Here is a 24,071-nt window from a genome sequence, read left to right as displayed (position 1 = left end):
TTAACCGACGCTGTGTTCAAGACTAATGGCGAGGAGTTTCTGGGCTTCAACGGCAAATTCCAGCGGCAGTTCAGAGAACACGTCCTTACAGAAGCCGTTAACAATCATTGAAATCGCATCTTCTTCACTGATCCCGCGTTGCAGGCAGTAGAACAGCTGATCTTCACCAATACGTGACGTAGTCGCCTCATGCTCGAGCTGGGCGCTGTTATTGCGGCATTCGACATAGGGGAAGGTATGCGCCCCGCAGTCCGCACCAATCAGCATGGAGTCGCACTGGGTAAAGTTACGTGCGTTGGTGGCTGTCGGCATGATTTTCACCAGCCCGCGATAGCTGTTCTGGCTGTGACCGGCAGAGATCCCTTTGGAGATGATGGTCGATCTGGTGTTTTTGCCGATGTGGATCATCTTGGTACCGGTATCGGCCTGCTGATGACCGCTGGTCAGCGCCACGGAGTAAAACTCACCGATGGAGTTGTCGCCGCGCAGAATACAGCTCGGGTATTTCCAGGTAATGGCGGAGCCGGTTTCTGACTGCGTCCAGGACATCTTACTGTTTTCACCCTCGCACAGCGCACGCTTGGTGACGAAGTTCAGAATACCACCGGTGTTGCCATCGCCCGGGAACCAGTTCTGTACCGTAGAGTATTTCACTTCCGCGTCTTTATGGATGATCACCTCTACCACCGCCGCGTGCAGCTGGTAGCTGTCGCGCACCGGCGCCGAACAGCCTTCGATATAGCTGACGTAGCTGCCTTCATCGGCCACCAGGATGGTGCGTTCAAACTGGCCGGTTTTTTCCGCGTTGATGCGGAAATAGGTCGAGAGCTCCATCGGGCAGCGCACACCTTTAGGCACGTAGATAAAGGTGCCGTCTGACGCCACCGCCGCATTCAGTGCCGCGAAGAAGTTATCGTTACTGGGTACCACGGTGCCAATGTACTTTTTCACCAGCTCCGGGTGATCGTGAATGGCTTCCCCAAAGGAGCAGAAAATTATCCCCTGCTCCGCCAGCTTTTCACGGTAGGTGGTTGCCACCGAGACGGAGTCAAAAATGGCGTCCACCGCCACCTCTTTACCTTCGCGCACGGGCACGCCGAGCTGATTGAAGGCCTCTTCCACCTCTTTACTCAGGAAGCTGTTCTCGGCACCGGTTTGCTGTACCGCGCCGGGCTGCGAGGCACAGGTATCATCGCAGCTGCCGCATGAGGGCGCGGAGTAATAGCTGTAATCCTGATAGTTCAGCTTATCGTAATGCGCTTTCAGCCAGTGGGGTTCTTCCATCTCCAGCCACGCGCGGAATGCGCTCAGGCGAAACTCCAGCATCCACTCCGGCTCGTTACGTTTGGCCGAAATGGCGCGCACGACCTCTTCGTTGATGCCTTTCGCCAGCTCGTCAGTTTGCAGCTGCGTGAAGAAACCCTCTTTATAGTTGAGGTGTCCGCCGCTCCAGGTGTTTACATCACTCGTTGCTTCAGTATTACGAGACATAGTACCGCCTATACCCCAAAGCTTTCGCCGCAGCCGCATTCGTTCTGGGCTTTCGGGTTATGAAATTTGAATAACTGGTTTAAACCTTCCCGAACGTAGTCGACTTCGGTTCCATCGATAAACGGCATAGCCTGTAGCGCGACGTATAACTTTGCACCGTCGGTTTCAAAGACCAGATCGTCCTTTTTGGGTTCGGTTACGGTATCCAGCACGTAGCCAAATCCTGCGCAGCCCGTCTGCTTAACGCCTAAGTGTACGCCGAGGATGTCGGGATTTTTTGCCACCAGCTCATGAATATGCGCCGCCGCCGCGGGCGTCAGCGTTAAGCCACGCCAGGCAAAATCGGCCGGATTGAAGGTTTCTGAATGCAGTTCCATAGGTCCACCTCATCTGATAAGCCACCAGGGCATAACACCATGTTAGTGATAACGATTATCACTTCAACCCCCTGCGAGCAGGGGCTTTGGGCTAAACCGCCCTTTTTGGCTACTTTCATTAAGCATAGACCCTGTGACGGGATGCGGATGGATGGGTTAGTTTTGTTCAATGCATTGATAAATAATGCATTTCATAAGAAAGGCGGTAAGGTGGCGGGCAATAATAAAAATTGTATTGAAAATACCTATTTTTAAGATAGCTAAAGTACGCCCAGGCATCATATACATTTTTTACGTATGCCTCCCCCTTAAGCCAGGTTCTTTTTAATTCTTTTTTGCCTTACCTGGGCGCGCATAAAGACGTTTGATGGATAAGTTAACCATTATTTATCAGTCTGATAGTGGTTAAATTCCGATCATGATTAATTACATAAACTCGTCCCTTTTCGGCGTAATGTTTCCCTTGTTAACCATTTATTCAGTAAGGGATTAAATTATGTGGAGTGCCCATAAAGCCGCAGTTCATGCTCGCCAGCATGCAGGTCAGTATAGCCAGAAAAGATGTGCAGAATTTGTTTCAAAATTCATTCGCGCCGGCGGTGCTAATCTACAGAACACACATTATGCTAAGGATATGAAAAGCAATTTAATTCTGGCGATCCTGCTTCTGCCCACTCTCGCATCCGCTGCACAGAAGTTACCCCCTGAGGTCTCCGCTGCCCTTCAGTTTAATAAGTGGTACATCTCGCAAATTATTATCGGGAAAGAGCCCCTGAAAAACTATGAAGCGCTGAGGCCATATGTAACCCGTGAAACCATCAGCAAACTCAAAGACATGGATAAGCTGGATCCAGATGAATATGACGTGCCTGACGTCGATATGTTCATCAAGGCTCAGGGATATGAAGATGACTGGGGCATCGTCAGTGCGCGGGCGCTGGATTACGATGCCGCCTGTATGCAGGTTTATATCTCATTCGGCAAAAAGCGGGATCACACCGTAATTGACTGCATGGTCAAGGAAGATGGCGTGTGGAAAGTTGAATCCGTGGCCAGTATGAATATTTCAGACAACCTGATGATGGAATAAACCGACGATATGACAGGGGTACTGATGCTATGCATCTTCGCGGATACCCCTGTCGTATCGCCAGAAGGCTAAAAACCCGCGCTGGCGGTTTACCGTTGGCCCCCTTAACATCAGTGATGGAACGAAACGGCGAAACCCTGTTCACGCCAGTGGTCAAGCTGCTCCTGTTGACGAGGCGTAGGCGCTTTACCGGTCCAGACGAAAATTTTTTGCCCGGGAAAGAGTTCCGGACGCGGAGAATCAATCGGCTCAGCCAGCACGTCAATATGCCAGCCCTTATAGGCAAGACGGGCCGCTTCCAGCCACAAATGCGTACGGTCGTCGCACTCCCATCCAACCAGTAGCGCATCTTTACCTGCTTTTTTTCGTGATTCAACCAGGCTAGTAACGGCAAACTCAATCAGGACACCGTCGAGCAGGCTCGCCATATGACGCACCGTATTCTGATCCTGATTCATTCGCTGACGCACAGGGGTGATGATGTTATCTATCAGAACATCCATCGCATGGTCGCGGCGGAACTCACTGATTTTGGCGCGCAGTTTTGCCGGGCTGGCATAGCGCAGAACGGTTAACATCTCTTCCTGAAACGATGCCCAGTTCCCCTGAGTCATCACTTCTGTATTTTCAAGAAGCGCTTTTACTTTACCGACCGAAACACCCGTTTTCATCAGGCGTTTGATCTCTTCGATACGCAGGATATCTTCATCGTCAAACTGACGATGACCCCCTTCACTTCGCTGCGGCTTCAACAATCCATAACGGCGCTGCCAGGCACGCAGCGTAACGGGGTTGATACCGCATCGTTCGGCCACTTCGCCGATACTGTAATAGGCCATTAACTCCCTCACGCACAATACTTCCATACCTAACCAAACCAACCTTATCAGATTGTACAAATCATTTGTATAACTAACTCCTCGTTCTGAGACAAGTGAATGGCTCAAAGAACCCCTCACTCGTTAATGTATTGTTGTATAAATTTAGCCGTACGTACAGGTCACTATTAAGAGTTACGTACAGGTTTTTATAAATCGTACTTTTTCTCGGGCCAGGCAATCGCCGGAATGCCCCCCAGACGCGGGCTGGCGAAAAGGTGTCCCTGGAACTGAGAAATCCCGGCTGATTCCAGCCACATCCACTCTTCAGCCAGCTCTACGCCAACCGCACAGAACAGAATTTCCAGGGACGCACAGCATTTAATGATCGACTGAATGATCGCCTGACGCGGGCCGCTCTTGTGCACGTTGGCAATCAAATCACGGTTGATCTTGATTCTGTCCGGCTGGAACTGGGCCAGCAGTTGCAGACCGGCGAATCCCGCGCCAAAGTGATCGATGGCCACGCTGATCCCGGCGCTTTTAAGCTGTCTGACCGCGCTGGTGAACTCTTCAAAGCGCGAGATGGCCTCGCTCTCGGTGAACTCGACTACAATTTGCTCCGGCACAAAACCGTTCGCCTCAATTGCCGTCAGTAAAAAATCGACGGCGCCAGGAACATTGACCAGCGTCATCGGCAGCAGATTAATGGACAATGTTTGAGTCTGTAGGCCCAGCGCGCTGGCCATCGACAAAGCCACCTGTTTACTCTTCAGATCCGATTCGTACAGCGCCTCACGCGACAGGTGGGCAAAATAGCTTTCCGGGGACTCACCGGACGGCGTGCGGATCAGGGCTTCCCAGGAAACAACCTGCTGCATAAACGGATCGACGATAGGTTGAAACGCGAAACTACAGTCCGCTCCCTTTGCCACTACCGTCGGCTGGGAGGATAACGGCGTGTTTTCGGTGATAAACTCCCAGGCGTCAGCAGGAGGCAGCTCAAAGTAGTTGGCTTTTTCAGTGGCCTCAACGAAGGTGCGGAAAAATTGCAGGGCGCGATCGTTATAGGTTAGCTGATAGCGGCTTGTGCCTTTATCAAGAACCTGTTGCAGCACTTCGTTGGTGTCGTACTGACGAAGGTCGAAGAGCTCCATACCCACATTGCCAAAACGTCTTGAAGGCCCGTGATCGCTCAACAATTCGACCACGTTGTGATGCCGTGGGTCACGGCAGATGAGCTCATAGATCTCCTTAACGTTATCAGCGGGCCCTTCAAGTAACTGAAAAAAGTGTGTGCCGTTAAACAGCAAAATCCCCGTCACATCGAACTGGCGATTTCTACAATTTGCAGCAGCGACCATGTCTTCCAGCGCTTTCACTGGAACGTCCTCGCAGATATGACTGCGGTAAATGATGGTTGTGAGCATGCTAATCCTGAAGATTGAGGGGGTGACCACGAAAACACGTGGGGAAAACTCTGTTATAGCACATTAATTGCCCAACAAATAATTTACATCTCAACGATTTACACGGCTTTTTTGCGTCATTTACGGGCTTGTACAACTCTGCGACGCCGCTTCGGATTGTACAATATATCTTGTGAATACCGCAGTAAATCGTATAAGAATAAGCATCTGATAAATAATGATTTTATAAAATGTATTATAAAATATTTAAAAAATTGTACATTTTAAATGTACAGATTTGAAAATTATGTATACCTTAAATGTAACGTTACTGATTACAGAATTTTACAGGAGCGAAACATGCAGCAGAACGGATACGTCGCAGACTCAGCAACAGCGATTGCGCAGTACTTCGATAAAGCCGCGCTTCCAACCCAACAGGAAACCCTGGGTCAGGTTGTTGTTGAAATCCTTAGCGATGGGCGGAATCTGAATCGCAAATCGCTCTGCACAAAACTGTTGAGTCGCCTTGAAAGGGCCAATGGTCCGGAAGAGGAACATCATTATCACCTGCTTCTTGGTCTGCTCTTCGAACGTTAATGTTATGAATAGCAGTGATGCGGACAGACTGATCGACCAGCTCATTGGAGAAGCCGCTCTTTCACTTTTGAAGGAGCGAGGTCCCGTGACGACCGAGGGATTGGTTCAGCGTCTGCGTAACATGCAAGCCTGTGAGACGGATCCCCAGCGGCGGGAGACATTAGCGAGGGTGATAGCTGAAATCAGCACAGGCACGGTCGCTTTTAAAGGTCGCAGAACCGCACAAGGACGAATACAGAGAGAGGGATCTCTCAAAAATAATCGAGAAAATGTAGTGCCGTTATTTGGAAATGGAAAACCGTCCGATCCCAAAAAGATGCATTGACTACAACTTTACAGCAACGGTGAGAACAAATGAGACAAAATATTCAGCTTCAACCCGAATACCACTCCGCCTTTTTAGATAGCGCGTTGTCGGAGTATTTCCGTCACGCAGGCGATCGCTTTGCTGAAGAGTCTGCCATTTTTTCGACTGCGGTTCGTTGTGTTCTCGCTTCTGAAGGTCATCTGACCAACAAAGCGATCATTCTCTGGCTGATCCAGACGCTGGAAACCACCGACGATGTCGTTAAGGCGGATGTGATCCGCAAGACGCTGGAAATTGTTGTCGGTTATACTATGGACGATCTTTAATTTTCTCTCTTTGTCCCTGATTCCATATCCTGAAGGCTCGCAGAGCGAGCCTCTTATCCGTAATGCTCTAGCCAATAAGCAGCAGACAAGACAAATCGTCGCCGCCGTTGATTTTATCAATCGCGTTATCCAGTCGCGCATCAATGCTTGAGTTATGCATCGTCTTTTCTGAGAAACCTGCGATAGTTTTCATTAGGGTATGCGGATGAATCTCTTCCTGACTCGCCTTCACGCTCAGGAATATTTTCAGATAGAAAAAATCCAGAACAATGCGATAAAACTGACGCAGGATGGTGGCACGCGTATTGCCAGGGAAGTAACTGCTATATAATTTGTATAAAAGGTAGTTCCGTAAAACATGCGGTTCGGATAAACAGCTATCTTCACAAAGCGAATGCCATTGCTGAGTGAGGGCGTCAAATTTTTTATCCAGTTCCAAAGGGTCATGATGCTGATTGAAATCCAGATAGTCCGCAATAGCTCTATGTCCACTTAGAATGATTTCTTCCCTCGCAGAAAAGCGAGCAACAGTAGACCCCATGACAGATAACGCCAGATACTTCATGGCGTTTGAACGACCTATATTAGTTGTCTTTAACAGAGAATGACCATTTCTCAGATCGGCCATCAGCATTTCATAATAGTCTTCTACCTGGTTAAGCTTATTATGCAGATCAAAATCAACATGTTGCAGGCATACAATAAAATGAGCCAACGCCATCAAGTTTTCTTCAACGTTACGTGACGGAGACCGAATGATATTCCAGGCAAACAGGTGGATAACCCGATCGACTTCAGACATAGACTGACGACGACCTATAAGGTTGGTTTTGTATACTGCCCGTAACGATTCCTCCTCCTGGAGGAGCATGGCATCAGGGTCGAAAAGCACTAACCTGGCCACCTCCGGGCATGAAAGCGTCATTGTATGCCGGGTTTCTTCTTCGTAACGCGTTGAACCGCGCGGATAGGTGCTACAGGTATGGGACAGCGCGCTTTCACCTAACTCGCGATGTATCAGGCAAAGTTTATCTTCGTCGATAAATGGACAATTGCCTTCCTCATTTAACTTCACTCTTGAGTAACTGTTTTTCCCCTTCTGCAGTGGAATAAGGTTCTCTTTTGCAAGACGAGAGATTTCCGTATTCGTTGAGGAAATATACTTCCCATGTGTTTTCTTATCGATGGAAATAGTCCATCCACGACAACAGGACATTAAGCACTCCGGCCCAACACACTGAAAATTTCTCACGAAAATCGGCTTGATGGTTTTATGAATTTGCATAGCGAATTAATCTTCATCTAAAGCAAATGAAAATACCATTGTTCTGCCCACATTCGATAGCCACATAACTCAGCAAAAGCGTAGGCTATTCGGAAATTACCCCATCAGGCCTGGTTATTTTCAAGGTAATCGCGAAGCAGGTTCGGACGGCTCTTTTTCTCCATCAGCCTTCTCAATAGTACGATCAGCTCGTAATCGCTTCGCAGATTAAATTTTTGCATCAGCATATATTTATGGGTAAAGACCGTTTTCTGGCTCATCTCCAGCGCCTGAGCGGTCTGCACTACCGACAGCCCTCGGTAAAAATTGACCAGAATACGAATTTGTTGCCGGGATAACCCTTTATGCTGGCAGTCGAAGCAGTTATGTTTAGTCCATGTGTAACCCGGTAATTGCGTCCTGAACCACGCGATAAACAGTACGCCACTGATACGATCAAGCGATGCACGGCGAGGGAGAAAAATAATGTCCTGAAAGCAGGAGGGCAACGCCGAAAAGCGCAGTTCATCGTCGACAAACCCTAGCACAATCCCTTTTTGCCGGGCGAGTAACTCGGGAAAACAGGTCAGTGTTTCACCCTGGCATAATGACAGGACAATAATATCGGCCTGACTGACGTTTTCATGGGTCAGCGCCAGGTTAAATGTGATGGCACGATGAAAGTTATGTTTAAAAAAATCCTCGAAAAATTCATGTAGCCCAGCCTGAAAAAATAGATCGGTTTCCTGAATCAGAATATTTAACATAGCTCATACCAACGTCTTTAAAAAAGGCATATCACCGGCGCTCAGTTGTACTGCATCGTCATCACCACAACTGCACTGATGCTTCCCGGCGTGACGCCACCCGTCACGGATTTAACCGAGGCCTGCATAGCCATTGTCGCGGTTCTGTCGGCACCAATAGTTTGAGTCATGCCAGAGCCTGTTCCTTTAAGCGTACCCGTTTGGGCATCGCGCATGGCTATCGCCACGTGCGTGGCCGAACCGCTGTTCATAAAATAGTCCGCGCCCGCCGCGGGATCGGGGCTGCCGGTAAAAGAGACGGTCACACTTTGCGTTCCCGTTGGGCACTGGGTGAACAGCAGACTAAATGGCACCGGATCCGATGTTGAGCCCGGCGTCGCCATATTGGTTGCCTGAATATTGCCCAGATTGACATCGAGGCTGTTACTCCCGCCATTAAATATGCACGGCGACGCAACGATATTTCCCGTCACACCAATGTTGACGCTATCAGCGGTGAAAGCCTTCCCGCTGAGTAAAGCCAGTAACAGCAGTGTCCCGTATATTATTTTCATCTTCGTACCTGCTACTGATAGGTCAAATTAAGGGTGGCGGAGGCATTTGCTGAACCTGACTCCACGCGGTTCAACGTCTGGTAATATCGGGCCGTTAACGGCAATGTCTCTTGCCCACCGGCAGACTGCCGCAAGAATAGTCGGCTGTTCATCACCAGCGGCACACCGTTATAGATAAGCTGCACCCCAACCCCTTTTGCGGTGCCGGCATTTCCCTGCCCGGTTAAGGCCATCACGCTGGTATTGGCGCTGTCCGGATTCTGTATTCCACTGAGCGAGACCGTAATATTGGTTCCGGCGGCGCAGGTTAAGCCCAGGTTTTGCGTATTCTGTGCTCCCGCTGGCGTGGTGCCCACCACGTTGCCGAACGCCGAGGCGGGGATATCCCCGATCGGAAACGTCAGCTGTGACGTATTCACCGTGCACGCCATGGCATTAATGGTTCCGGCGGTGAGCTGCGTGGTCAGGCCGTCACGATAGATGCCGTCGCTCCCCTGAAGCGTCACGACGCCGATCGCCCCCGGGGTTAACGCCCCCGATGAGACCGGGCCAGTCACCACCAGCTCAATCCTCCCGCCATACCAGTCGACATAGGAGGTCTGCGCATTGTACGAGAACGTATTGCTCGGGTTTTCAAAATAGGCGTTAGAGGAAAAGCGTATGCCTATCCCGCTGACGTTAGTGTTGTAAACATGATTGCCGTAGCTGCTCAACGTGGCGCTGTTGTAGCGCATGCTGAATCCCAGCATCAGCGGATTAGCACATCCAGTAAGATAGGAACCGGTGGCTGTCGCCGCGCCGGAAAAGACCACCGTGCCGACAGGCGCATCACGCTGCACGTTAATCGTCCCCACGGACAGGGTTGACAGCTGCGGCGTGATGGTGGTGCACGTACCGGCACGGGCGAGGTTTCCCGCCGCGAGCAAACAGAGAAGCAAAATCACGATAAGCCATTTCATGTTAACGTTCCTGACGGCAGGAGGCGCGCATGTCAGCGATCCCACCGAATGTTGAGTGTGTCGGCAGGCTGAAATCAGCGCGGCATTGCTGGCTGGGCTGACTCCCCCATGTCGCGACTAACGTCCCCTCCTCGCGCATACCGGTTAAATAAACCTGACCGCGATCGCCCACAATAAAACTGCTGCTCTCATCACCGACAAGGGTGACCACCGCCCCAAACGGAACGGCGCGTTCGTTGTCGGTCAAGGTCATCAGCACCCGGCGACCTGACTTCGGCAAATAATCGGCTCTCACCACCGCTCCCCGCGTCGGCGTCACCGTGCGGGTGTTGATCTCCAGTTCGACATCCTCCGGCATATTTTCCGGATCGAGAGTGAGATCGTTTTTTCGGTAGACCGAAAGGTTGCTCACGACCGTATAACCGCGAAAATCTGTCCGTACACCGGGCTGATTGCGGATATCCACGCCGTGGGCGCCAGGCGCTTTAATTAAGGCGTTGGTCTCCCCCAGCGGCTGAGAAAGCGTGATGCCATCAGCATGGGCGAGGATGCCGCCTTGTAGCCCGTAATTCAGGCGTTCACTGTTTTTGTCATAACCATACCCCGCCGTGGCTTCGCCATAGGTGCCTCTGTAGTCCGCGTTAACGTTGCCGGTATAGCCCACGCCCTCTGTGCCGTATCCCTGCTGCACGTTCCAGTTCAGGGCTCGGTTTTCGAGTGCCACCCCGTTCAGACCGATGCTGTGTGTCGTCCCGTTATTCCTGCTGGCGTTCATGCCATAGTTCGCCCATGTCTGCGGCAAAAATTTATCCAGCGGAATGCTGATGTTGAACGCCAGAAGCTGGTCGTGAACAGCGTTTTTTTGGTTGTCGCGGGTTTCTGACGCTGAGCGGACATTTTTGCTGTAGGTCCATGTCAGGCCATAGCTGATGTTGTGCCAGTAGTTGCTATAGCCGACGCTCCACGAAGCCATCGACTTACCGTCATTCCAGTAATCTTCCTGCGCCGCACTGAGGGTGAGCGCGCCCAGGTTGTCCCCCAGCGTCTGGCTCATTGTCAGCTCGGCACGGTTACGTCGCCTGTCCTGAAGCGCGCTGCTGTCGCCGTACGAATCGAGGACCTCCTGCATCCCGTAATAGCCGCGGGTCGAGTAGCGATACCCGGCAATCGAAAAGTTCGTCCCGGAATTAATAAAATTCTTGCTGTATCGGGCCCGCCACGACTGACCGCTTGTTTTCGCGGCATGCTCCGGCGTTGACCAGCCCTGGGTGAGGTCTGCGGATATCGCCCCGAGAACGCCCATGTTCTTGCCCACCCCCAGAGCCGCCGACTGGTACTTATCTGCCCCCTGAACGCCGCCATAGAGCGTGAGGCCGTAAGGGAGGCCGTAGATTCCGGTCAGTTGCCCGAAGGGGGTTTTCTCCACGCTACGGTTATACGATCGATACTGCCCGGCGGTAAGGGCATATTTCAGGCGCCCCTCCCGTTGCAGGACCGGCAGCGAAGCGTACGGCAGGGTGAAATGTTGCTCACTGCCATCGGCTTCGACGATCGTGACATCAAGATCGCCCGCGCCGCCGGTGGGATACATATCCGCGATCTCAAACGCGCCCGGCGCCACATAGCTTTGGTAGATTTGATAGCCATTCTGACGCACCACGACCTGCGCGTTAGTTCGCGCAATACCGCGCACCACCGGCGCATAGCCTTTCAGGGAATCCGGTAGCATATCGTCGTCGGACGCCAGCTGGACGCCGCGAAAAGGCATGCTGTCAAAGACATCGGCAGGGGCGGAACTGTCTCCGAGCGTAAGCTGGGCTTGCAGGGGAATAATCGCGCGCTGCATCAAGGTATAGACATTGTCCCACTTATCCTGGCCGGACGCATCGCGGGACCAGGTGGTGTAGTTGCGTAACCGCCAGGGACCGACGTTGATCCCCGGTCGCAGGTTTGCATACTGACTGTCGCTGCGGGTGCCTGCCCCGCTTCTTGCCCGGCTGTTCGCGCCGCTCAGGCTGTAGTTGAGCATGGCCGCGGTAATGCCTTCATCCCACATCTCCGGCGGAACGTAACCTCTCGCTGGCAGATCTATGGCCGCCTGTGGGATGCTGATTGCCAGACGCTGGGCGCCAAACTGGAAGTCCGCGCTGGCCTGTGGAATCGCCTTGAGATCGGCGCATTCTCCTTGCCCGGCGTCGAGCTGCGGGAAAAGCGCCGTTTTCACGCCCCACGCTTTTAACTGCCTGATACTCAGGCACGGCTGCAACGTTTCACTGCCGTTAGCATCCTTCACGGCCATGAAACGAATATCCCGCGTTTCCAGCAGCCGCTCGTCAAGAATAATATCCACGTGGTACGTCCCGGGCGCCTGCGAGCCGGATTCAAAGGCAGATAAATCCGCTTTTCCCATTCCGGGATTATCCAGTTCTACCAGTTCCGTATTAAACGTCTCACTGGCCCACAGTGTGGGAGAGAAACCCGCAAGCGCGAGGGCAATGAATATTGCCAGGCGCGCAGGCTGCACTGTATTAAATGCCGTTGTCATGACGAGCACCCGATTAATGCAAAGTGATCACAAACTGGCCCGGTGTAATTCGCCAGGATTGCCATAATCGTTAATGACTTTAAACGTCAGCGTATTGCCATTGGTCCCATTCGGTAACGGGAAACGAACTGAGCCTGAAGGCATTACGTACGTGACATCATCAAGTTTTTTACCCCCGACCGTTATTTCATTGAAATTGATAACGTACGGCGTTGGGTTATTTACCTGCAGAGCATTTCCCGCACGATGCCAGGTTAATTTGTTGGTTTGTTCCTCAGGGGTAGACGCACGAAGGCTCTCTGGCCGATAAATAAGTTTAATGCGCGTTTTGACGGCAATTTGCAGCGAGTTCATCTGCTTTGAAGCTGATGGAATAGCTTTAATGTTCAGCCAGAATAAACTCTCCTGCCCCTGAGGCAGCGAGCCTGTCATGACAATACGCTCAAGGTTTTTTTGCCCGCCATCCAGCCGATACAGCGGAGGCGTAATAATAAAAGGCGCTTTACCGGATTGCCCATCCTGAACATCAATCCACGACTGGATTAAATAAGGAACGTCATCAGGATTGGTGATACTTATTGACGCTTCTTTTTTTGCCCCATCGAAAATAATGCGGGTGCCGCCAATAACTACTCCAGCACTGGCGGATGTTAACGTCAGCGATAACAGCGCCATCGCCAGGCCAGTTGTCGTTATAAAACGCATTTCAATACCTCATAAAACAAGGGGCCGGGAAGCCCCCTGCTAATTACTGCCAATGACTTAGTTGTAAACCACTGAGAAGTTCGCGACCGAGTTAGCCGGGCCCGCGGTCACGGACGCTGCGGTGGAGATATACTGCGCGTAGAAGTTCAGTGTATTATCAGCCGTACTGCTGAGCGCGTAGGTATAGCTGTTGCTGCCGTACAGCGGCAGATCGGCTTTATCTGCAGTCATCAGGTTAATCGCTACCCCTGTGGCCGCCCCCGCCACGGACGTATCAATCGCCAGCAGGCTGGCGTTGGTTAAATCCGGCGTACCGTCAAAACGGACTTTTGCATTAGTGACCGTCACAGGACAGTTTTTCAAAATAATATTAAACTGCGTCGCAGCCGTTCTGGCTCCCGCCGTCGGGAATTCCGTTTTATAATAATCGCCCAATACCACCACCTGGTTCTGAGATGCCACATCTACGTCGCAGGCAGAATCCAGAATATTTCCGTTAAAATTAACGGTACCTGCCGCTGCAAATGCATTGGTCATGGTGAGTACAGAACCTGCCGCTAACATTGCCATCATCAATTTTTTATTCATAATTCTCTTTCCTGTATTACTTTATTTATTACCGATATTCAGTTGCAGAAATAAAACCCCTTTCGACGAATCAAAATTTATACAACTCTTTTTCTACGCACAATCGATTTTAGGGTCTAGCTGTAGACTCTCTTTTAACAAAAACAAAACAAATTACTTTGGAAATATCTTAACAATAAAGTCCCCGGTCTACTTTTAGACCTAAGTCAAAAATGTTTCAAATTCAACTAATTAACACTCATTAATAGGCAAGTCTATAATTAGACTCGACGAAAATATTCCCTGACTAACTGTTTTTTAAGATAATTCTTTATGTCGATCAAAAAATGATCGCATCAGTGTATGAGGCCTCTTATGAACACCCGTATTGCGCCCGTTTCAGGCAATGAAATAACAACAGTGCTTGGCGCTAAGCCTCTTAAGCACATTGAAAAAATAATCGATAATGTTTTGCCGCATACGGAAAGATGCATCATGGCTAAAGGTGAAGTCATCCATTATTATTCCGGTGATATCCGCCAGTGCTTTTTACTGTTACATGGCAGCGTGGCATTGCATCGTCGAGGTGACGGTATCGTCTTAAATTCCGAATCCGCACCTTTTATACTCGGCGTGAGCAGCCAGTTTTCTTCTGAGCACCTCTACGTCAGAGCGCTGGAAACTTCAGAGGTGGCTAGCGTTACGCTGGAGCGTTTTAATCACGTAGTCGCACAACAGAATTTATGGGAGTCCTTCTCGAACCTGCTGATCTATACCGCATCGCGCGTTTACGAACATTGTGCCCAGATATCGCAGATGTCGGCTTACGACATTATCCGCTTTCAGCTGGTAGAACTGATGCAGGAGCCGGAAGCCATAAGACAAAGCATTACCGCCGCAGCCTATATCAAAAGCCGCACCTATCTTTCACGCAGCGGCATTATGCGGATCCTGGCGGAGTTGCGGACGGGGAAATACATCACTATGGAGCGCGGCGTGCTAATCGAGATCCATCACTTACCCCGCAAGTACTGAGGCTGTTTTTATCTCTGGAGAAGGTGGAAAATAAGAGCGACACTATAGAAAGTACAGTCTCTTTCCAGGTTAACGCTATGTCTTCTGACAAACCATCGCATCGCGGCTCTCCCTATGCCCAGGAACTGATTTCCCACTTACAGCCGCACTGCGCCACGTATAAAACCGATCCCGGTGAGCAACTTGATCTCCAGGTTAACGGGCAGAGTATGTGTTATTTAATTCTCGAGGGCACAATCGCGATATACAGAAGAAGCGACGACATGATGCTTACCACCGCGCGCAGTCCCGCCCTGTTTGGTCTCGCTAATCTGACGGACATATATTTTAACGATTATCTCAAAACGGTGACGCCATGCCTGATCGGCGTGCTAGCAACCGATCGGGTGGCAGAAGTTATCAAAGAGAAGGCGTTATGGGGGCTGCTTTCTAATCATCTGATGTTTGTCTATAACCGCCTTTATCATAACGTCATGCCGAAAGGTGCGCCAACGGCTTACGAGATGATTCGTCAGCAGCTCATGATGCTGATGCAGGAAGATGACAGCTACCGACGCAGCGTGACGGCGGAAAGGTACATCCGGGATAAAACCCGGCTTTCCCGCAGCGGCGTAATGCGGATACTGGCTGACCTGAAAACGGGCGGGTTCATCGAAATGGAAGAAGGCCGGCTCATTAAAATTAACAAGCTGCCTGCCAAATACTGATTTTCAGACACAAAAAAGGCCGCGCGGGCGGCCTTTTCTTCACTGCTCAATGGACGTGAACGCCCAACCGCCAGGCAAAGTAGATCTCTTCTTTCAGCTCGTTTGAAGAGAGCGCCAGCAAATCCGTAAATTCCAGCTCAAGTTGTTTCAGCTTTTTCAGGTACTGCGCCGGAGACAGATTGCTTTTATCGCGACGTAAATATTCAATTGCCAGCTGTGTTGGGGTTATTTCAGTATCCATGATGTCCTCGCTTATGTTCAAAACGTGACCAGTATATCACAATCAGACGGCTAATTTTTGACCAAAAGCAAGACATTCGGAAACTTTACACAACGGCCGTCGTCAGTCTGGATGAACAACACAGGCGATCCTGCTCGTCCAGAATATCAATCTGCCACACCTGATGACGACTTCCGGCGTGCAGTGCGCGGCAAACACCGCGCACGCGCCCGCTGCGAACGGAGCGGATGTGGTTGGCATTGACCTCCAGCCCGACCACCTTCTGCTCCCCTTCCGTACACAGGTAACCCGCGACCGACCCCAGCGTTTCGGCCAGCACGACGGACGCACCGCCGTGCAGCAGGCCAAACGGTTGATGAGTACGACTGTCTACTGGCATCGTCGCTTCAAGTTCATTATCGCCAATGCGCGTAAACTGGATATCCAGCAAACCGACCATGTTTTCCGCACCCATGGCATTTAAGGCCTGCAGAGTGACCGCACGTTTCCAGATCATCCGATAATCTCCAGTAAAGCCTGCAAGGGATGGCGAACGCCGTTACCTTCCACCCGTTTCACCTGGCTGCGGCAGGAGTAGCCCGTCGCCAGACAGCGGTTACGCGGCAGGCGCTGCATTGCCTGGTGCCACGACAGCTCGTAAATGCCGAGCGAGTTAGCGTGGTTTTTGACTTCATGACCGTAGGTTCCGGCCATACCGCAGCAGCCCACGCTGACGCTTTCCAGCTTCGCGCCAAAGCGCGCGAAGATAGAAGCCCATTGGGCAGGCGCCGTCGGCAGCGCGGTCACTTCGGTACAGTGCCCAAACAGGTACCAGGATTCTCCGCTGACCTCCTGAGGGGCCGTTTGCTTCAGCACCGCAGGCAGCCACTCATGCACCAGTAAGACCTGAAAATCACCACGCTTATCGCCGAGCGTCTGCTTATATTCATCCCGGTAACAGAGCACCAGCGCCGGATCGACGCCCACCATTGGCATATCGAGCTGCGCCACGCGATTCAGGAAATCTGAAGTTTTCTGCGCGGTTTTCGCGAAGCGGGTCAGGAAACCTTTAATGTGCTGCGCCTTGCCGTTCGGCGAGAACGGCAGTACCACCGGCTGGTAGCCAATTTTCTCTGCCAGACGGACAAAATCAGCCACCACCTGCGCATCGTAATAGCTGGTAAACGGATCCTGCACCACCAGCACCACCTTCGCTTTCTGCTCAGGGCTTAATGCTTCCAGTTGTTCCAGGGTCATGTTCGCCGAGCGGTGCCCCACCAGCCGACGCTGGAGCGATGGCACCGACAGCAGCGGCAGATCCACCATGCCGATATGTTTTTCAGACAGTTTGCGCACCAGCGGCTGATTGATAAAGAAGTTAAAGGTTTTTGGCGCACGAGCCATTAGCGGCGCGTAACTCTCCACCGTTGCCACCAGATGATCGCGCATCGGGCGCAGATAACGCGTGTGGTACAGCTGGAGGAAGCGGGAACGGAATTCCGGCACGTCAATTTTAATCGGGCACTGGGTTGAACACGCCTTGCACGCCAGGCAGCCGGACATCGCCTCTTTCACCTCATGCGAGAAATCGTATTCGCCTTTATTCGCATGCCAGCTGTTGCGGGTCCGTTCGATGAGCCCGCGCAGGCTGGCGCGTTTTTCCGGCAGCTCCTGTTCCAGCTTGAGCGGGTCAATGCCGCGATCGGCCAGCAGGCGCAGCCATTCGCGCACCAGCGTCGCACGTCCTTTTGGGGAGTGGATGCGGTTGCTGGTGATTTTCATCGACGGACACATCGGGCTTTTCACATCGAAGTTGAAGCACAGCCCGTTGCCGTTGCACTCCATCGCGCCGCGCCAGGAAGCGCGTACCGCAATCGGAATTTGTCGGTCATAGGTGCCGCGCTTGACGGCGTCTACCTGCAACATCGGCGCATCAACGCCCTCTGGCGGGCAGATTTTACCCGGGTTAAGACGGTTATCAGGATCAAAAGCGGCTTTCACCTTACGCAGCTCGGCGTAGAGTTGTTCGCCAAAAAACGCCGGGCTGTACTCGGCGCGGAATCCTTTGCCATGCTCTCCCCATAACAAACCGCCATATTTGGCCGTAAGGGCCACGACCTCGTCGGAGATCTCCTTCATCAGGATCTCCTGCTGCGGATCACACATGTCCAGCGCCGGGCGCACGTGTAGCACACCCGCGTCAACGTGCCCGAACATGCCATAGCTCAGACCATGGCTGTCGAGCAACGCACGAAACTCCACAATATAATCCGCCAGATGCTCCGGCGGCACGCAGGTATCTTCCGCAAAGGGAATCGGCTTCGCCGCCCCTTTCGCGTTACCGAGCAGCCCCACCGCCTTTTTACGCATCGCGTAGATTCGCTCGATGCCGGAGAGGTCGTTACACAGCTGCCAGCCAATGACGCCGCCTTCCCCCTGTGCAATCAGCTCATCCAGACGCTGGCAGAGCGTGCTCACCTGGCTCTCAATCAGCTCTGCGTCATCCCCGGCGAACTCGACGATGTTCAGACCGAGCATCTCTTTATCCGGCACGTCGGTAATCAGTTCGCTCACCGAATGCCAGACAATATCTTCCCGGGCCAGGTTCAGTACTTTTGAATCAACGGTTTCCACCGACAGCGCCCGCGCCTCCACCATAAACGGGGCATTACGCAGCGCGGAGTCAAAGGAGTTGTATTTGACGTTCACCAGACGGCGCACCTTCGGCAGCGGGGTGATATCCAGACGCGCTTCGGTGATAAAGGCCAGCGTCCCTTCTGACCCGGTCAGTACGCGGGTAAGATCGAACTGGCTCAGATCGTCATTAAAGACATGGCGCAGATCGTAGCCCGTCAGGAAGCGATTGAGCTTCGGGAATTTGTCGAGGATCAGTTCGCGATTTTCGCGGCAGCGCTCCAGCACGGTGCGATAAATCCGTCCGCTGGTGGTGCTCTCTTTTGCCAGCGTTTCAGCCAGTTCGACCGGCAACGGCTGGGTATCGAGAATATCGCCCCCCAGCAGCACCGCCCGCACACCCATGACGTGATCGGAGGTTTTGCCGTAGACCAGCGAGCCCTGCCCTGAGGCATCGGTGTTGATCATCCCGCCAAGGGTTGCGCGGTTACTGGTGGAAAGCTCGGGCGCAAAAAAATAGCCATACGGTTTTAAAAACTGATTCAGCTGATCTTTGATTACCCCCGCTTCCACACGCACCCACCCCTCTTCCGGGTTGATCTCAATGATGCGATTCATATAGCGGGACATATCAACGATGATGCCCTGGTTCAGCGCCTGCCCATTGGTGCCCGTCCCGCCGCCGCGCGGGGTAAAGACCAGGGAGCTGAAACGCTCCTGCGACGCCAGACGGGCGATGAGGGCCACATCGGCGGTAGAGCGCGGAAAAACGACAGCATCGGGAAGAAGCTGGTAAATACTGTTATCGGTTGCCATCGTCAGCCTGTCGGCAAAATCGGTGGCGGTATCACCTGTAAAACCCTGTTGCTCCAGTGCCTGCAAAAAATTAAGCACCAGTTGAACGACGCCCGGTGCCTGAGAAATCTGTGGGATCATTGCTGTCGACCCTAATGAGAATAGTGTGAAATCGTTTGCGTTGTGTCTGGAAAGTTTTATCACATTTTTTTCTTATGTGCTTCGTAGAATTACGGGCAAAATCCGCCTGTCAAAAATCGCTGAAATCACTAATGATTAGAGAGATGCGGTTTATATTCCCATCAGCCTTGCTGGTGTTCATTTAAGGAAAGTTTCGTTTATGGTCAATCTTCGTCAGCCCAGGGATGTCGCACAGATACTGCTGTCGGTGCTGTTCTTAGCCATTATGATTATTGCGTGTCTGTGGATTGTTCGTCCTTTCGTGCTCGGATTTGCCTGGGCCGCGACCGTCGTGGTCGCAACCTGGCCTTTACTCTTACGTTTGCAGAAACTGCTGTTTGGTCGCCGCGGCCTTGCCGTGCTGGTGATGACGCTGCTGCTGTTCCTGCTGTTTATTATTCCCATTGCGCTGCTGGTTAACAGCCTGGTTGACAGCAGCGGCCCGGTTATTCGCGCGGTCACCAGCGGTGACATGACGCTGCCGGATCTCGCGTGGCTGAACAGCATTCCTGTTGTGGGCGCAAAACTATACAGCGGCTGGCACAGCCTGCTGGAGATGGGCGGTAGCGCCCTGATGGCCAAAGTGCGCCCGTACATCGGCACAACCACCACCTGGTTTGTCGGGCAGGCTGCACATATTGGTCGCTTCATGATGCACTGTACGTTGATGCTGGTCTTCAGCGCCCTGCTGTACTGGCGCGGCGAGCAGGTTGCGCTGGGGGTACGCCATTTCGCCACCCGGCTGGCAGGTAAACGCGGCGATGCGGCCGTGCTGCTGGCAGCCCAGGCCGTTCGCGCGGTGGCGCTCGGCGTGGTGGTCACAGCGCTGGTGCAGGCGGTGCTTGGCGGTATCGGGCTGGCGGTTTCCGGCGTACCTTATGCCACCATTTTCACCGTTGTCATGCTGATGACCTGTCTGGCACAGCTTGGTCCGCTGCTGGTGCTGGTTCCCTGCATTATCTGGCTTTACTGGACGGGGGACACGACCTGGGGCACGGTGCTGCTGGTCTGGAGTTGCGTGGTGGGCACCATGGATAACGTGATTCGTCCTCTCCTCATCCGCATGGGCGCTGATCTGCCGCTGATTCTGATCCTGTCCGGGGTGATCGGGGGGTTGATTGCCTTCGGCATGATTGGCCTGTTTATCGGTCCGGTGCTGCTTGCGGTAACCTGGCGTCTCTTCTCTGCCTGGGTGCATGAAGTGCCGCCACCCGGAACCGATCCGGACCTCATCTTAAGCGAACTTGAAGAGCTGGAAGATAAGAACGCGCAGTAATAACCTTTGCCGGGTGGCGCTAACGCTTACCCGGCCTACACTCTTCGCAGGAATACTTAAACGTTGCTAAACTATTTATTCTCTGCGCACTGGTCAGACCCGCCTTTTCATGCCTAAAACCGTCATTCTCTTCAAGAAATCTTTACCTCCCTTTAACTATTGAGACGAATCCGATCGACTCATAAAGTTGGCATGCCTACTATTAAGACACGGTTATAAATCAACACCTTGATTTATAAGCATGGAAATCCCCTGAGTGAAACAACGAATTGCTGTGTGTAGTCTTTGCCCATCTCCCACGATGGGCTTTTTTTTTATTTACCTTATGCTGAGCGCACAGGATTTAGGCGTGTTTTAAACGAAACAACCGTTCATTACAGACGGATGAATAGCGATGAAAGAGTTTTACTGTTTAGTTCCATTCGTCATAAGCATATGCCATTTCACTATCAACTGAATATCTTTCTCGTACCAACAGCCAATTGGCGTTCCTAAAAACGCCATCATTTAGCTTTATCTTTTATACTTTTTTCAACCTGAGCATGAAGATTCATGCAGTTTATATACCCTTCTCTACGCGCTGCGTTGACTTCCGTAGCGTGTCTTAACTCCATTGCTAACAACTTATCTTCCATGACAGAAAGGCGATAAATCAGGGCGCACACAATCATTAAAAGAATGATGAATAACACCGAAATATCTACAACCACTTAACCTCTCCAGTTACTTATTGAATCCTGAGTTCTGACGCTATGCACTGTAGGTCTTCGTTTTCCCTGCATTGCGTTGTCATGTAGCCGTTGCACAGGGAACTTAAATCAGACAGAGTCCGTATCTTCATTTAAATTTCATCTTTTATAGCTCATCAAACCTATCAGGCTATCTGGCGCAGTCCTGCAACCAGCAGACGGTGAGGAGTAGCTATATCAGTTCCAGGCTCAGAGCAAGGCGGCTAAGACTATTCTTATGCGAACTATTTTTTTAAGTTATTAGTGCTTTGTAAGTTCATTTTCTTCTTTTAATTGCTTGAAAGAGGACTCGCCTTTGTGGCCAGGCGAGTCCTGAATATTAATTTTTACAAATTTCACTCCTACTCAACATCTGCCATTCCCCCTCCAGCACCCGCGTCTCCCCGGTCACCTGCACGTTCACCACCTCGCGAATATCCGCCGAGGACGCGCCAACCTGTAGCTCAAATTCACCTGGCTCGACAATTCGCTTCCCGTCCCGGCGGGTGAAATTAAACATCTCCACCGGCAAGGTAAAGGTCAGGGTGGCGGTTTCTCCCGGTGAAAGCGTAACGCGTTGAAACGCTTTCAGCTCCTGAAGCGGACGAACCTGCGTCGCGACTTTGTCACGCACGTACACCTGTATTACTTCGCTGCCGCTGCGCTCCCCGATGTTGCTGACTTCGACGCTTAACACCACCTCTCCGTCGACCGGGACGTGGCTTTCAGCGAGACGCGCCGCACTCCAGCGAAACTGCGTCCAGCCAAGACCGTAACCGAACGGGTAAAGTGCGCCGAAATGGAACGCAAACGGCGTGCCGCCGCTTTTCAGCTTGTGGTTATAGTAGTACGGCATCGCCCCGGCGTTTTTCGGCACGCTGACTACCAGCCTGCCCTGCGGCTCCGCGCGGCCGGTTAAGATATCGGCAATCGCCCAGCCCCCTTCCTGCCCCGGCGCCCAGGCCATCATCAGCGCGGCCACCTTCTCTTCCAGCCCCTGAAGGTTATAAGGACGCCCGCCCGTCATGACGACAATTACCGGCTTGCCGGTTGCCACCAGCTCCTCCAGCAGCTGTTGCTGCACGCCCGGCAGATTCAGCGAATCGGTATCCGATCCTTCCCCCACGGTGCCGCTCTGGAATAGCCCGGCGAGGTCGCCCACGCAGGCCACCACCACGTCACTCTCTTTTGCCGCGCTCACGGCTTCGGGGATCAAATCCGTGCGTTGTGAAACCGGCGATTGCTGCATCGGTTTACCGCCGCTGTCGTCCGGGAACACCGGCGCACCCGCCATCCGTTTTTCGATAATGTGGCACCCTTTGGCGTAACGTATCTGCGATGCACCAAGGTACTGTTCCAGCGCCGCGCGCGGGGTTGTCACCTGCGAGGTCTCTTCAACCATATCGCTGATGATCAGGTGAACCGGGAAGCTGTAGCCGCTCAGCAACGCCAGCGGATCGTCCGCCGTCGGCCCCACTACCGCTACACGGGGTTTTCCGCCGAGGGGCAAAATGCCGTTATTTTCCAGCAGCGTGATCGATTTTGTTGCCACCTCGCGCGCCACCTGCCGGGTCGCCTCATTCTGCAAATCGATACCTTTTTCGTCGGCGTACGGTTTTTCAAACAGCCCGAGACGGAATTTTTCACTTAGCACGCGCGCCACAATCTCATCCACTTTCGCCATTGAGATAAGCCCACGCTCTACCGCTTCCGCCAGATGACGCGCGCAGTCATCCTTCGGCAATTCCACGTCCAGCCCGGCGTTAAACGCCAGCGCCGCCGATTCTGCTGGATCGTGAGAAATCCCGTGGTGCTGGTGCAGCAGGCTGACGCCGCCGTAATCCGCGACAATAATGCCGTCGAAGCCCCACTGATCACGCAGCACGGTGGTGAGCAGGAAATGGTCGCTGTGCCCTGGCTGATTATCGATGTCATGATAGGCTGGCATCACCGAACCGGCGTTGGCCAGCTTCACCGCCATCTCAAACGGTAGCAGGAAGGTATCGTTTAGCTCGCTGAAACCCAGATGGACCGGCGCATGGTTGCGCGCCCCTTCGCTGAAGGAGTGCCCCACGTAATGTTTCAGGGTCGCCAGCAGATCGCGCTTATCGCCCTGCAACCCCTTCACGTACGCCGTCGCCATCACCCCTACCAGCCACGGATCTTCCCCAAAGGTCTCTTCCGTCCGTCCCCAGCGCACATCGCGCGAGACATCCAGCACCGGGGCCAGCCCCTGCTGGCACCCGACAGACCGGGCCTCGTTGCCAATCTGCTCCGCCGCGCGCTGCACCAGCGCCGGGTCCCAGGTGGAACCGTAGTTCAGCGACGACGGGAACAGGGTTGCATCTTTGCACAGCAGCCCCACCAGACACTCCTCATGAAACAGCGCCGGAATGCCGAGCCGGGTCTCCTCCATCATCATACGTTGCAGGCGGTTAGCGGCACGCACGCCGGTTTTTGCATCAACAATGTGCGTGCCGAGCGGACGGGTGATCTGCCCGACGCCCAGCTTCAGCCTTTCGCTGAGGGACGCCTGTTCGCTCACGCCGGCGAACTCATCGCTCAAATCGCTGCGTTCGCGGTGGTTGCCGTGTTCATCGAGGATCAGCCAGTACGCGTGCATCTGGGCAAATTTCTCTTCCGGCGTCATACGCGCCAGTAAATCAGCGACACGTTCGTGTACGGGACGTCCCGCGTCCTTGTAGATCACAGTCATG

Annotated in this window: 23 protein-coding genes and 1 other RNA gene; 8 read left to right on the top strand and 16 right to left on the bottom strand. The window is 52.7% G+C overall.

The genetic code is table 11. The features are described 5' to 3' along the window. Both sufB and sufA read right to left on the bottom strand, forming a co-directional pair. A complete protein-coding gene (gene sufB, locus ACNQ0T_RS09100; protein WP_023299931.1) occupies window positions 1-1,491 on the bottom strand; it encodes a Fe-S cluster assembly protein SufB in 1,491 nt (496 codons plus the stop codon). Window positions 1,492-1,499: 8 nt separating this feature from the next. Next, complete coding sequence (gene sufA, locus ACNQ0T_RS09095) at window positions 1,500-1,868, bottom strand: Fe-S cluster assembly scaffold SufA (protein ID WP_417929925.1); 369 nt, start codon at window positions 1,866-1,868, stop codon at window positions 1,500-1,502. A gap of 496 nt (window positions 1,869-2,364) precedes the next feature. On the opposite strand from sufA, the gene ACNQ0T_RS09090 reads away from it, so the two are divergent. Then, window positions 2,365-2,958: a DUF3828 domain-containing protein gene (locus ACNQ0T_RS09090; RefSeq protein WP_417929923.1), complete on the top strand. Its 594-nt coding sequence runs from the start codon at window positions 2,365-2,367 to the stop codon at window positions 2,956-2,958. Between the two features lie 110 nt (window positions 2,959-3,068). Here the strand turns inward: ACNQ0T_RS09090 and ACNQ0T_RS09085 are convergent, their stop codons facing one another. Both ACNQ0T_RS09085 and ACNQ0T_RS09080 read right to left on the bottom strand, forming a co-directional pair. Further along, a complete protein-coding gene (locus ACNQ0T_RS09085) occupies window positions 3,069-3,797 on the bottom strand; it encodes a MerR family transcriptional regulator (protein ID WP_417929922.1) in 729 nt (242 codons plus the stop codon). Window positions 3,798-3,985: 188 nt separating this feature from the next. Then, the gene (locus tag ACNQ0T_RS09080) at window positions 3,986-5,206 is read right to left on the bottom strand and encodes a diguanylate phosphodiesterase (RefSeq protein ID WP_417929921.1); all 1,221 of its coding nucleotides are present in this window, start codon (window positions 5,204-5,206) and stop codon (window positions 3,986-3,988) included. Window positions 5,207-5,545: 339 nt separating this feature from the next. Between ACNQ0T_RS09080 and ycgZ the strand changes: the two genes are divergently transcribed. The 3 genes from ycgZ to ACNQ0T_RS09065 are packed head-to-tail and all read left to right on the top strand — an operon-like array spanning window position 5,546 to window position 6,418. Next, a complete protein-coding gene (gene ycgZ / locus ACNQ0T_RS09075) occupies window positions 5,546-5,785 on the top strand; it encodes a regulatory protein YcgZ (RefSeq protein WP_046620268.1) in 240 nt (79 codons plus the stop codon). 4 nt (window positions 5,786-5,789) lie between these two features. After that, complete coding sequence (locus ACNQ0T_RS09070; protein WP_063148167.1) at window positions 5,790-6,110, top strand: hypothetical protein; 321 nt, start codon at window positions 5,790-5,792, stop codon at window positions 6,108-6,110. Between the two features lie 29 nt (window positions 6,111-6,139). Further along, window positions 6,140-6,418, top strand: a complete 279-nt coding sequence (locus tag ACNQ0T_RS09065) for a biofilm/acid-resistance regulator YmgB/AriR (RefSeq protein ID WP_022647868.1) — start codon at window positions 6,140-6,142, stop codon at window positions 6,416-6,418. Between the two features lie 67 nt (window positions 6,419-6,485). Here ACNQ0T_RS09065 and fliB read toward each other — a convergent pair whose 3' ends face one another. The 7 genes from fliB to ACNQ0T_RS09030 all read right to left on the bottom strand — a co-directional run bounded on the left by fliB (window position 6,486) and on the right by ACNQ0T_RS09030 (window position 13,800). Then, on the bottom strand, window positions 6,486-7,703 hold the full coding sequence (fliB, locus tag ACNQ0T_RS09060) for a flagellin lysine-N-methylase (protein WP_069596476.1): 1,218 nt from the start codon (window positions 7,701-7,703) through the stop codon (window positions 6,486-6,488). A 104-nt stretch (window positions 7,704-7,807) separates the two neighbouring features. After that, window positions 7,808-8,449 carry a helix-turn-helix transcriptional regulator gene (locus ACNQ0T_RS09055; protein ID WP_058647194.1) on the bottom strand — a complete coding sequence of 214 codons (642 nt, stop codon included), beginning with the start codon at window positions 8,447-8,449 and terminating at the stop codon, window positions 7,808-7,810. 41 nt (window positions 8,450-8,490) lie between these two features. After that, the gene (locus tag ACNQ0T_RS09050; RefSeq protein ID WP_022647865.1) at window positions 8,491-9,003 is read right to left on the bottom strand and encodes a fimbrial protein; all 513 of its coding nucleotides are present in this window, start codon (window positions 9,001-9,003) and stop codon (window positions 8,491-8,493) included. An 11-nt stretch (window positions 9,004-9,014) separates the two neighbouring features. Then, window positions 9,015-9,962, bottom strand: coding sequence for a fimbrial protein (locus ACNQ0T_RS09045; RefSeq protein ID WP_023299925.1), 948 nt, complete (start codon window positions 9,960-9,962; stop codon window positions 9,015-9,017). A 1-nt stretch (window position 9,963) separates the two neighbouring features. Continuing rightward, window positions 9,964-12,507, bottom strand: coding sequence for a fimbria/pilus outer membrane usher protein (locus ACNQ0T_RS09040; protein WP_417929917.1), 2,544 nt, complete (start codon window positions 12,505-12,507; stop codon window positions 9,964-9,966). A 27-nt stretch (window positions 12,508-12,534) separates the two neighbouring features. Next, entirely contained in the window at window positions 12,535-13,212 is a 678-nt protein-coding gene (locus ACNQ0T_RS09035; RefSeq protein WP_022647862.1) for a molecular chaperone, read from the bottom strand. 57 nt (window positions 13,213-13,269) lie between these two features. Further along, a complete protein-coding gene (locus ACNQ0T_RS09030; RefSeq protein ID WP_022647861.1) occupies window positions 13,270-13,800 on the bottom strand; it encodes a fimbrial protein in 531 nt (176 codons plus the stop codon). Window positions 13,801-14,154: 354 nt separating this feature from the next. Here ACNQ0T_RS09030 and ACNQ0T_RS09025 point away from each other — a divergent pair, with 354 nt between their 5' ends. Both ACNQ0T_RS09025 and ACNQ0T_RS09020 read left to right on the top strand, forming a co-directional pair. Beyond that, window positions 14,155-14,814 carry a winged helix-turn-helix transcriptional regulator gene (locus tag ACNQ0T_RS09025; protein ID WP_022647860.1) on the top strand — a complete coding sequence of 220 codons (660 nt, stop codon included), beginning with the start codon at window positions 14,155-14,157 and terminating at the stop codon, window positions 14,812-14,814. 77 nt (window positions 14,815-14,891) lie between these two features. After that, window positions 14,892-15,521, top strand: coding sequence for a helix-turn-helix domain-containing protein (locus tag ACNQ0T_RS09020; protein ID WP_108367686.1), 630 nt, complete (start codon window positions 14,892-14,894; stop codon window positions 15,519-15,521). Window positions 15,522-15,567: 46 nt separating this feature from the next. Here ACNQ0T_RS09020 and ACNQ0T_RS09015 read toward each other — a convergent pair whose 3' ends face one another. From ACNQ0T_RS09015 to ACNQ0T_RS09005, 3 genes are all read right to left on the bottom strand, one after another. Then, a complete protein-coding gene (locus ACNQ0T_RS09015; RefSeq protein ID WP_003857766.1) occupies window positions 15,568-15,762 on the bottom strand; it encodes a YdiH family protein in 195 nt (64 codons plus the stop codon). Between the two features lie 85 nt (window positions 15,763-15,847). Next, complete coding sequence (gene menI, locus ACNQ0T_RS09010) at window positions 15,848-16,258, bottom strand: 1,4-dihydroxy-2-naphthoyl-CoA hydrolase (protein WP_023305978.1); 411 nt, start codon at window positions 16,256-16,258, stop codon at window positions 15,848-15,850. Further along, window positions 16,255-19,311: an FAD-binding and (Fe-S)-binding domain-containing protein gene (locus tag ACNQ0T_RS09005; protein ID WP_417929916.1), complete on the bottom strand. Its 3,057-nt coding sequence runs from the start codon at window positions 19,309-19,311 to the stop codon at window positions 16,255-16,257. The genes menI and ACNQ0T_RS09005 overlap by 4 nt, the downstream gene beginning before the upstream one ends. Before the next feature lie 199 nt (window positions 19,312-19,510). Between ACNQ0T_RS09005 and ydiK the strand changes: the two genes are divergently transcribed. Both ydiK and rprA read left to right on the top strand, forming a co-directional pair. Next, window positions 19,511-20,626, top strand: coding sequence for an AI-2E family transporter YdiK (ydiK, locus tag ACNQ0T_RS09000; RefSeq protein ID WP_022647856.1), 1,116 nt, complete (start codon window positions 19,511-19,513; stop codon window positions 20,624-20,626). A gap of 209 nt (window positions 20,627-20,835) precedes the next feature. After that, window positions 20,836-20,943: antisense sRNA RprA (gene rprA / locus ACNQ0T_RS08995), an RNA gene on the top strand. A gap of 186 nt (window positions 20,944-21,129) precedes the next feature. Here the strand turns inward: rprA and ACNQ0T_RS08990 are convergent. Both ACNQ0T_RS08990 and ACNQ0T_RS08985 read right to left on the bottom strand, forming a co-directional pair. Next, window positions 21,130-21,336, bottom strand: a complete 207-nt coding sequence (locus ACNQ0T_RS08990) for a hypothetical protein (protein WP_022647855.1) — start codon at window positions 21,334-21,336, stop codon at window positions 21,130-21,132. Between the two features lie 358 nt (window positions 21,337-21,694). After that, window positions 21,695-24,070, bottom strand: a complete 2,376-nt coding sequence (locus ACNQ0T_RS08985) for a glycoside hydrolase family 3 N-terminal domain-containing protein (RefSeq protein ID WP_417929915.1) — start codon at window positions 24,068-24,070, stop codon at window positions 21,695-21,697. Between the last annotated feature and the right edge of the window lies 1 nt (window position 24,071).

It is taken from the genome of Enterobacter cloacae complex sp.6700776 (genome assembly GCF_048284255.1).
Taxonomy (GTDB): domain Bacteria; phylum Pseudomonadota; class Gammaproteobacteria; order Enterobacterales; family Enterobacteriaceae; genus Enterobacter; species Enterobacter intestinihominis.
Note: the sequence above shows the minus strand (reverse complement) of the source record. Positions and strands in the feature narration are given on the sequence as shown.